This window comes from Sandarakinorhabdus limnophila DSM 17366 (genome assembly GCF_945882885.1).
Lineage (GTDB): Bacteria > Pseudomonadota > Alphaproteobacteria > Sphingomonadales > Sphingomonadaceae > Sandarakinorhabdus > Sandarakinorhabdus limnophila_A.
The window spans coordinates 1-9,212 of the sequence record NZ_CAMCWT010000073.1; the positions used below are offsets into that span (position 1 = coordinate 1).

Annotated in this window: 9 protein-coding genes and 1 pseudogene; 7 read left to right on the forward strand and 3 right to left on the reverse strand. The window is 63.1% G+C overall.

Annotated elements, in window-relative coordinates:
* On the reverse strand, nt 1-1,448 hold a 1,448-nt coding region (locus tag Q7O19_RS12120; protein WP_303810769.1), incomplete at its 3' end, for a 3-hydroxyacyl-CoA dehydrogenase NAD-binding domain-containing protein.
* Nucleotides 1,449-1,551: 103 nt separating this feature from the next.
* Here Q7O19_RS12120 and Q7O19_RS12125 point away from each other — a divergent pair.
* The 7 genes from Q7O19_RS12125 to Q7O19_RS12155 all read left to right on the forward strand — a co-directional run bounded on the left by Q7O19_RS12125 (nt 1,552) and on the right by Q7O19_RS12155 (nt 8,149).
* Nucleotides 1,552-1,884 carry a septum formation initiator family protein gene (locus tag Q7O19_RS12125; protein ID WP_303810770.1) on the forward strand — a complete coding sequence of 111 codons (333 nt, stop codon included), beginning with the start codon at nt 1,552-1,554 and terminating at the stop codon, nt 1,882-1,884.
* Between the two features lie 147 nt (nt 1,885-2,031).
* Nucleotides 2,032-3,081, forward strand: coding sequence for a pyruvate dehydrogenase (acetyl-transferring) E1 component subunit alpha (pdhA, locus tag Q7O19_RS12130; protein ID WP_303810771.1), 1,050 nt, complete (start codon nt 2,032-2,034; stop codon nt 3,079-3,081).
* A complete protein-coding gene (locus Q7O19_RS12135; RefSeq protein WP_303810772.1) occupies nt 3,078-4,442 on the forward strand; it encodes a pyruvate dehydrogenase complex E1 component subunit beta in 1,365 nt (454 codons plus the stop codon). The genes pdhA and Q7O19_RS12135 overlap by 4 nt, the downstream gene beginning before the upstream one ends.
* A gap of 8 nt (nt 4,443-4,450) precedes the next feature.
* The gene (locus Q7O19_RS12140) at nt 4,451-5,116 is read left to right on the forward strand and encodes an NYN domain-containing protein (protein ID WP_303810773.1); all 666 of its coding nucleotides are present in this window, start codon (nt 4,451-4,453) and stop codon (nt 5,114-5,116) included.
* Between the two features lie 2 nt (nt 5,117-5,118).
* Nucleotides 5,119-6,387, forward strand: coding sequence for a pyruvate dehydrogenase complex dihydrolipoamide acetyltransferase (locus Q7O19_RS12145; protein ID WP_303810774.1), 1,269 nt, complete (start codon nt 5,119-5,121; stop codon nt 6,385-6,387).
* On the forward strand, nt 6,384-7,778 hold the full coding sequence (lpdA, locus tag Q7O19_RS12150) for a dihydrolipoyl dehydrogenase (RefSeq protein ID WP_303810775.1): 1,395 nt from the start codon (nt 6,384-6,386) through the stop codon (nt 7,776-7,778). Before Q7O19_RS12145 ends, lpdA begins: the two co-directional genes overlap by 4 nt.
* Nucleotides 7,778-8,149, forward strand: coding sequence for a hypothetical protein (locus Q7O19_RS12155; protein ID WP_303810776.1), 372 nt, complete (start codon nt 7,778-7,780; stop codon nt 8,147-8,149). Before lpdA ends, Q7O19_RS12155 begins: the two co-directional genes overlap by 1 nt.
* Before the next feature lie 185 nt (nt 8,150-8,334).
* Here Q7O19_RS12155 and Q7O19_RS12160 read toward each other — a convergent pair whose 3' ends face one another.
* Nucleotides 8,335-9,027, reverse strand: a complete 693-nt coding sequence (locus tag Q7O19_RS12160) for a carbonic anhydrase (protein WP_303810777.1) — start codon at nt 9,025-9,027, stop codon at nt 8,335-8,337.
* 37 nt (nt 9,028-9,064) lie between these two features.
* A pseudogene (locus Q7O19_RS12165) lies at nt 9,065-9,212 on the reverse strand (IS630 family transposase); the annotation flags it as partial.

Consider the following 9,212-nt stretch of genomic DNA (forward strand, 5'->3'; position numbering starts at 1 on the left):
CCGTGGCACACGCCAGCCACAACGGCGATCTTGCCGGTGGCCTTGCCCATCGCCATCGCCGTGGCCAGCACCTGCGGGTCCGTCTTGGCGCCGCGCACCACTTCCAAGAGGCGCATGACGTTGGCCGGCGAGAAATAATGCATGCCCACCACCGATTCAGGCCGCGAGGTGGCCGAAGCGATTTCGTCCACATCCAGATAGCTGGTGTTGCTGGCCAGGATGGCGCCCGGCTTGGCGATCTTGTCCAGACGCCCAAAAATATCCTTCTTGATAGCCATATTCTCGAATACGGCTTCGATGATCAGGTCGCAATCGGCCAGATCCTCCATATTCAGCGACGGGGTGAGGCGGCCCATGCGGGCTTCCACCTCCTCCATGCTGAAACGGCCCTTCTTGGCGCTGTTCTCGTAATTCTTGCGGATCACGCCAACGCCGCGATCGAGCGCCTCCTGCTTCATCTCGACGATGGTGACGGGGATGCCGACCGACAGGAAGTTCATCGAAATACCGCCGCCCATGGTGCCGGCGCCGATCACGCCGACCTTCTTCATCGGGAGCGGCTGCATGTCCGCAGGGAGCCCATCGATCTTGGCGGCGGCGCGTTCGGCGAAGAAGACATGGCGCTGGGCGGCGGATTGCAGCCCGGTCATCAGCTTCATGAACTCGCTGCGTTCAACTTTCAGGCCCTCCTCGAAGGGCAGAGCCACGGCGGCTTCGATACACTTGATATTGGCTTCCGGCGCGTCAAAGCCCTTGAACGCCTTGGCATTGGCCTTGCGCACGTCGGCGAAGAACGGCGCCAGATCGGCCGCGCTGCCGCCCAGTTTGCTGTTGTCATCGCGCACCTTTTTCAACGGGCGCTTTTCGGCCAGCACCTTGCGGGCGAAGGCGACAGCGCCGGCGGTCAGATCGCCGTCTACCACCTCGTCCACCAGCCCGGTGGCCAGCGCATCCTTGGCGCCCATCTGCGCGCCGCTGGTCACCATTTCGGTGGCCTTATTCGCGCCAACGATGCGCGGTAGGCGCTGCGTGCCGCCGGCGCCGGGCAGCAGGCCCAGCTTCACTTCCGGCAGGCCGAACTTGGCCTTGGCATCGCTCACGCGATAATGCGCGCACAGTGCCACTTCCAGGCCGCCGCCCAGGGCGGTGCCGTGGATGGCGGCGATGACGGGGACGGGCGAACTTTCCATGGCATCCTGCACGGCCGGCAGTGACGCGCCGCGCGGCGGCTTGCCGAATTCGGAAATGTCGGCACCGGCGATGAAGGTGCGGCCGGCGCAGACCAGCACGGCGGCTTTCACCGCAGGATCAGCGGCGATGGCGGCGAACGCGCCGGCCAGGCCATCGCGCACATCGGCGGAAAGCGCGTTGACCGGTGGCGAATTGACCGTGACGACGGCGATTTCACCGTCCTTTGCGAGATCGACGACGGTGTTGATGGCGGTCATGGCGGTTTTCTCCCCGATTATTGGCCTGTTGTGGATTGTTAGCATCACTTCGGCGCGATTGCAGCCTTGTGGATAGGCCAGTGTTTGCGTAGTTTCACCAACGATGGCGATGAAACTGACCTTGCAACAGATGATGACGCGCGCCGCGCTGCCGGCGGTGTGCGTGGCTGTCGCCAGTTATTTTTCGTTCCACGCCGTGTCCGGCCCCACCGGCTATGTCGCTTGGCGCGAATACAAGGTGCAGCGTTCCAAACTGCAACAGGCTGTGCAAACCAGCGAGGAACAGCAGGCGGCGTTGCAGCGCCGGCTCGTGCTGCTTGATCCGCGCCATGTCGATCCCGATCTGGCCGATGAACTGGTGCGCCGCAATCTCGATCTGGTGAAGCCGGACGAGGTGATCGTGCCGCTCCCGCAGGCCCAGTCGGCGGGCAATTGAACAACGCCGCATCAGGCTGCGCCCGCCAGATTATTGCCTGAGTTTTATTGCGATTAACCTGTCTGGCACCTTGTGCCGGATAGGGGCTTTTCGGCGCGGGTGCGACATTTTATACTTGTTGGGTACCGCCAGTGAAAGGTGATTAAATTGGCACGCAGCACAGGCCGCAAGGCCGCCTCCGCCCCGCCTATTCCCAACTGGCCGCGGCCTGATGAACCGGAACGGTTCGTCGCCTCAAGTGGTCAGCTGTTGGAAATGTACCGCCAGATGGTGCTGATCCGCCGGTTCGAGGAACGCGCCGGGCAGCTTTATGGCATGGGGCAGATCGGTGGTTTCTGTCACCTCTACATCGGCCAGGAAGCCGTTGTGGTGGGCCTGCAGGCCGAACTGATCAAGGGCGATAGCATCATCACCGGTTATCGCGATCACGGCCACATGCTGGCCTGCGGCATCAGTTCCAAGGCGGTGATGGCGGAATTGACCGGTCGCGCAGCCGGGATCAGCGGCGGCAAGGGCGGTTCGATGCACATGTTCAGCGTTGAACATGGCTTCTTCGGTGGCCACGGCATTGTCGCGGCGCAGGTACCGCTGGGCGCCGGCCTGGGTTTTGCCCACAAATATAAGAATGATGGCCATATCGCCGTGACCTATTTTGGCGATGGCGCGTCCAACCAGGGCCAGGTCTATGAAAGCTTCAACATGGCCGAGCTTTGGAAGCTGCCGGTGATCTTCGTGATCGAAAACAACCAATATGCCATGGGCACATCGGTGAACCGCGCCAGTTCGGAAGACCAGCTCTATCGCCGCGGCGAAAGCTTCCGCGTGCCGGGCCTGCAGGTGGACGGCATGGATGTGCTGGCCGTGCGCGGCGCCGCGAAATTGGCGGTGGAATGGGTGCGCGGCGGCAAAGGGCCCTTGCTGCTGGAAATGAAGACCTATCGTTATCGCGGCCATTCGATGAGCGACCCGGCCAAATATCGCAGCCGCGACGAAGTGCAGGTAATGCGCGAGAAGAGCGACCCGATCGAAGGGCTGAAGAAGCTGATCCTGGAAGGCGGCCACGCCGACGAAGCCGCGTTGAAAGCCATCGACCGCGACGTGCGCGATGAAGTGGCCGAAGCCGCGGACTTTGCCTTGGAAACGCCCGAGCCGGCGCTCGCCGAACTCCACACCGACGTGCTGTTGGGAACCTATTGATGCCGCAGATTCTTCTCCCCGCCATGTCGCCCACCATGGAAGAGGGCACGCTGGCCAAGTGGCTGGTTGCCGTGGGCGATGTGGTCAAACCCGGCGACGTGATCGCCGAAATCGAGACCGACAAGGCGACGATGGAGCTGGAAGCCGACGACGGCGGCACGGTGACGGCGCTGCTCGTGGCGGGCGGTTCCGAAGGCGTGAAGGTTGGCACGCCGATCATCAACATCGCCGGGGAGGATGAAGCGGAAACGCCGGCCGCGGCTCCCGCTCCCAAGTTCACCACGGAGGAACCGAAGGCCGTTTCGCTTCCCGAACGGGAGACGCCGGGCGATGACAATTCCCCGGTAGCAGCCGCGCCCGCTCCCGATATCGCTCCCGGCCCAACGCGCCGCCAGACCGTGCGCGAAGCTCTGCGCGATGCCATGGCCGAGGAAATGCGGACCGATCAAACCGTGTTCGTGATGGGCGAGGAAGTCGCCGAATATCAGGGCGCCTACAAGGTAACGCAGGGCCTGTTGGAGGAATTCGGCGGCAGCCGCGTGATCGATACGCCGATCACCGAATATGGGTTTGCCGGCCTAGGCACTGGTGCGGCGATGGGCGGTCTGAAGCCCATCGTGGAGTTCATGACCTTCAATTTCGCCATGCAGGCCATTGATCACATCATCAATTCGGCGGCGAAAACGCTCTATATGTCGGGCGGCCAGATGCGCTGCCCCATCGTGTTCCGCGGCCCCAACGGTGCCGCCAGCCGGGTGGGCGCGCAGCACAGCCAGAATTACGGGCCATGGTATGCCAGCGTGCCCGGCCTGATCGTGCTTGCGCCCTACAGCGCCGATGATGCCAAGGGCCTGCTGAAAGCCGCGATCCGCAGCCCCGATCCGGTCGTCTTCCTTGAAAATGAGCTGCTTTATGGCCAGAGTTTCGATGTGCCTGAAGGCGATCATGTCGTTCCCATCGGCAAGGCGCGCATCGTCAAGGCCGGCATGGATGTGACGCTGGTGAGCTACTCCATCGGCGTGGGCGTGGCTTTGCAGGCCGCCGAAACGTTGGCCGGGCTGGGCATCAATGCCGAGGTGATCGATCTTCGCACGCTGCGTCCTATGGATACCGCCACGGTGCTGGCCTCCTTGAAGAAAACCAACCGCATGGTGGTGGTGGAAGAAGGCTGGCCGACCTGTTCGATCGCATCGGAAATCATGGCGGTGGTGATGGAAAAGGGCTTCGATGATCTCGATGCGCCGGTGCTGCGGGTGACCAACGTCGATGTGCCGCTGCCTTATGCTGCCAATCTCGAAAAGGCGGCGCTGCTGAAGGCGGACGACGTCGTCACCGCCGCTCGCACTGTCTGTTACAAGTGAGCGTCACGATGAAACCTTCTGGGCAAACCCGTGTCGCAGTGATGATAGATGGCAGTTATTTCAACCGCGTATCGACCTTCTACAAGTTCGAGCACAATGTTGGCCTGCGCCTGTCGCTGTCCGGCTTGATGGATTTTATCCGAATCGCCGCCGCCGACATGGAGGAAGTTTCGCGCAATCGCTGCCGGGTGGTGGAGGCGCATTATTTCCGCGGCCGCTACAACCTGCGCGATCTGGAAGACCGGGAGCGCAACGCCAGCTTCGTCGAGGAATCGCTGCGCAACGACCGGGTGTTCGATCAGATCCTGGCCGCCAGCAACATCACGCCGCACTTCACCCGCATCGACACCAACAGCGAACCGCCCAAGGAACAGGGCATCGATGTGTGGCTGGCGCTCGAGGCCTTCGATCTGGCGGTGAGTGATCGCTGCGACGTGGTGGCCCTGGTGGCCGGCGACGGCGATTTCGTGCTGCTGGTGAAGAAGATCAACGCCATCGGCAAGCGCGCGCTGGTGGTGGCGTGGAGCATGAAATCCGAAGCCGGCACACAGGTACGCTATTCCGGGCCGCTGGCGGGCGCCGCCGCCTATTTCCTCGACATGGCCGACCTGATCGACAACCCGGACGACGAGGAACAGCGCGCTCTGGTTGATCAGCTTTTTGTGGACAATTGATCATGGCTATTGATGTGACCATGCCCGCCCTGTCGCCCACCATGGAAGTGGGCACGCTGGCCAAATGGCATGTGAAACTTGGGCAGACCGTGAAATCCGGCGACATCATCGCCGAAATCGAAACCGACAAGGCCACCATGGAAGTGGAAGCCGTGGACGAAGGCACGGTGATCGAACTCGCGGTGCCGGAAGGCCTTGAAAATGTACCGGTGGGCACGGTGATCCTGCGCCTGGCCGGGGAAGGGGAGGCGGCTGCGCCGGCTCCCAAGGCCGCGCCTGTTGCGCCGCCGGCTCCGGTGGCTGCACCGGCGCCTGTTGCCGCGCCTGCTCCGGCGGCGGCGCCTGCCGCCCCAGTTCCAGCGGGCGACCGCGTCATCGCCAGCCCGCTCGCCCGCCGCATCGCCGAAATGAAGGGCGTGGACCTCGCAAGTGTTGCCGGCAGCGGCCCCCGCGGCCGCATCGTGCGCGCCGATGTGGAAGCGGCAAACGGCAAGCCCGTCGCTGCCAACGCCCCTGCACCCGTCGTGGCTGCTCCCGCTTCGGTGGCGGCACCTCTTCCGCCGGCACCTGTCACCAGCGATATCCCGCATATGGTCGAGAAGCTCGGCAATGTCCGCAAGGTGATCGCCCGCCGCCTGACCGAGGCCAAGCAGTCGATCCCGCACATCTATCTGACGTTGGATGTCGAGCTGGATGCGCTGCTCAAGATGCGCGGCGAACTCAACACGGCTTTGGAATCGCGCGGCATCAAGGTCAGCGTCAATGATCTTGTCATCAAGGCGCTGGCACTGGGCCTGCGCCAGGTGCCCAAATGCAACGTGTCGTTCGCCGGCGACACTCTGCTGGTCTATGTTCGCGCCGACATCTCGGTGGCCGTTGCCGCCCCATCGGGCCTGATCACACCGATCATCGTGGGTGCCGATTGCAAGGCCGTCAGCCAGATCGCCAGCGAGATGAAGGCGCTCGCCGAAAAGGCCCGCGCCGGCAAGTTGCAGCCGCACGAGTATCAGGGCGGCACCGCCAGCCTGTCCAACCTCGGCATGTTCGGCATCAAGCAGTTCGATGCCGTGATCAACCCACCGCAGGCGATGATCCTGGCCGTGGGTGCGGGCGAGAAGCGCGCCGTGGTCAAGGGTGACGCGCTGGCCATCGCCACGGTGATGACCATCACCGGCAGCTTTGACCATCGCGCCATCGACGGGGCAGACGGGGCGGCGCTGATGAGCGCGGTCAAGGCGCTGATCGAAAGCCCGCTGGGGCTGGTCGCATGACCACCACCCACGATCTCGTCATCCTCGGGTCCGGCCCCGGCGGCTATGTGGCCGCCATCCGCGCGGCGCAGCTGGGGATGAGTGTCGCCATCGTCGAGCGGGAGCGCCTGGGTGGCATCTGCCTCAACTGGGGCTGCATCCCGACCAAGGCGCTGCTGCGGACGAGCGAGATCTACCACTATATCACCCACGCCGATGCCTATGGGCTGAGTGTGGAGAAGCCGTCGTTTGACTTGAAGAAGGTCACCGACCGTTCCCGCAAAGTGGCGGCCCAATTGAACAGCGGTGTGAAATCGCTGATGAAGAAGAACAAGATCGAGGTGGTCGAAGGGCAGGGGCGGTTGACCGGGGCCATAACGGTGACCGTGACCACTGCCAATGGCGAGCGTGTGCTGACGGGCAAGAATGTCATCGTCGCCACTGGCGCCCGTGCGCGGGATCTGCCGGGCGTGGAGGCCGACGGCAACCGCATGTGGACCTATCGCCACGCCATGGTGCCGCCGGTGATGCCGACCAAGCTTCTGGTGATCGGATCGGGCGCCATCGGCGTGGAGTTCGCCAGTTTCTACAGCGATATGGGCGCGCAAGTGACCGTGGTCGAAATGCTCGACCGCATCCTGCCGGTGGAAGACGAGGAGGTTTCGGCCTTCGCCCAGAAGGCGCTCACCAAGCAGGGCATGACCATCGTGACCGGCGCCAAGGTGTCGGACGTGACGCCCGGCCCTGAAGGCGTGAAAGCCACCATCACCACGGCCGACGGCAAGGCCAGCACCGACAGCTACAGCCATGTCATCGTTGCCATCGGCATCGTGCCCAATACCGAGAATATCGGCCTGGAGGCGCTGGGTGTCGCCACCAACCGTGGCCATATCGTGACCGATCCCATGTGTCAGACCAACGTGCCCGGCCTTTATGCCATCGGCGACGTGACGGCCCCGCCCTGGCTCGCCCACAAGGCCAGCCATGAAGGCATTATTGCTGTCGAACATATCGCCGGCGGCCATCCCCACGCGATGGACGTCGCCCGCATTCCGGGCTGCACCTATGCCCGCCCGCAAGTGGCCAGCATCGGGTTGACCGAAGCCAAGGCGAAAGCCGCCGGCCACACGGTGCGCGTTGGCAAATTCCCGTTCATCGGCAATGGCAAGGCCATCGCACTGGGCGAAGCGGAAGGCTTTGTGAAGACGGTGTTTGATGCCACCACCGGGCAATTGCTTGGTGCGCACATGGTGGGCGCCGAGGTGACCGAGTTGATCCAGGGCTATGCCATCGCCATGGGCCTGGAAACGACGGAGGCAGAGTTGATGCACACCATCTTCCCGCACCCGACGCTGAGCGAAATGATGCACGAAAGCGTGCTCGACGCCTACGGCCGGGCGCTGCACTACTGATGAGCCTGCTGGCGGGCTTTGTTCTGGCCGCCGCCGGCACCGCCAGGCTGATGCCGCCGGGCTGGAGCGTGTTGTGCCCGCCCAAGTCCCGTCCCGATGAGATCGTGGTGTGTGCTGACCGTGAGCCAGCCCAATCGCCCTATCGCGCACCGCTGCCGGTGTTGCGGGATATTGGGGAGCGCGGCACTGCCAGTGTATCGGCCGAACGCAACAAGTTGCTGGGGCCGGATGTCGGCACCGCCGGCACGTGCTCGGGAACCTGGGGCCCAGCGGGGCCGTTCGGATGCAAGTATAATGAGTTCAAGAACAACGTGAATCAGGCCGCCGGAAGCAGTGATCCGCGCGGCCGGGCCTATCGCGAACCGCACTAGCTGCGGCAGCCTGCTGCAGGTGAAAGTGACAGAAGTGCAATCTTTCGTCTTGCAAACAAGACTAAATCAATCTTATATTTGATTCGACGGCGTGGCCCAAGGCAACTGCCCTTGTCGAAGGCCAAGCTGCTGCGGGCGTATCCGGCACTCCCATCTGGTTGTGTCGGATACGCCCGTTTCGCGTTTCAGGCCGATTTCAGCACGGTCACATTCTCTTCTTCCCAATCCACGGAAAGCGATTCGAACTTGCCGCTTTCGTGATTCAGCACGCGCAGCACGCCTTCGGCGATATCGAACAGCGCCCCCTGCAGGTGCAGTGCGCCGTACTCCTCGGCTTCGGCGATGAAGGGGAAGCTGCGCAGATTGTCGATGGAAAGCCGGATGGCGGCCAGCTCGAGCGCGCTGCAGGCATCGATATCGGGTGACAGCTGCGCCGCGGCGCGGATGGTATCGCGGGCCGGCGCAATCTGGCTCATCCAGCGTTTGATGAAGCCGCCTTCACCCGGCGCCGCGTCATCGAACCTGCCTTCAATGCTGGCCTTGATGTCGCCGCAACGCGCGTGGTCCAGAACCAATATATGATGCACTTTCAATTGGGTAACGGCATATTCGATGGCGGCCGACGTGCTGTGCTGCCCGTGCGTCGGATCGGGATCGAAGGGCGGCACCAGATTGGCCACGTTGCGCACCACGAACATCTGGCCAGGTTCGGTATCGAACACGCGGGTGGGGTCCACCCGGCTGTCGGAATAGGCGATCACCAACACGCCGGGCGCCTGGCCCTTGTCGGCCAGGGCGTCGTACCGGCGGCGCTGTTCCTGATAGGCGCCGGTGCGAAACCGGCGATAGCCTTCGAGCAGGGCCTTGAATTCGGGCATCTTGTCCTCCGCAATGCTGTGTTAGAGCGGTTTCCAATCATTTGGGTTCATACCCGCACGATCTGAAGTAGTTTGCGCATTCGTTGGGTTGGAAGATATCGATGAGCCTGCCGATGAGGTCCCAGAGCCCAGTGACGGTTCGCTCGCCGATCTTTCTGAGCATGGCCTTGAGCTTCGAGAACGCC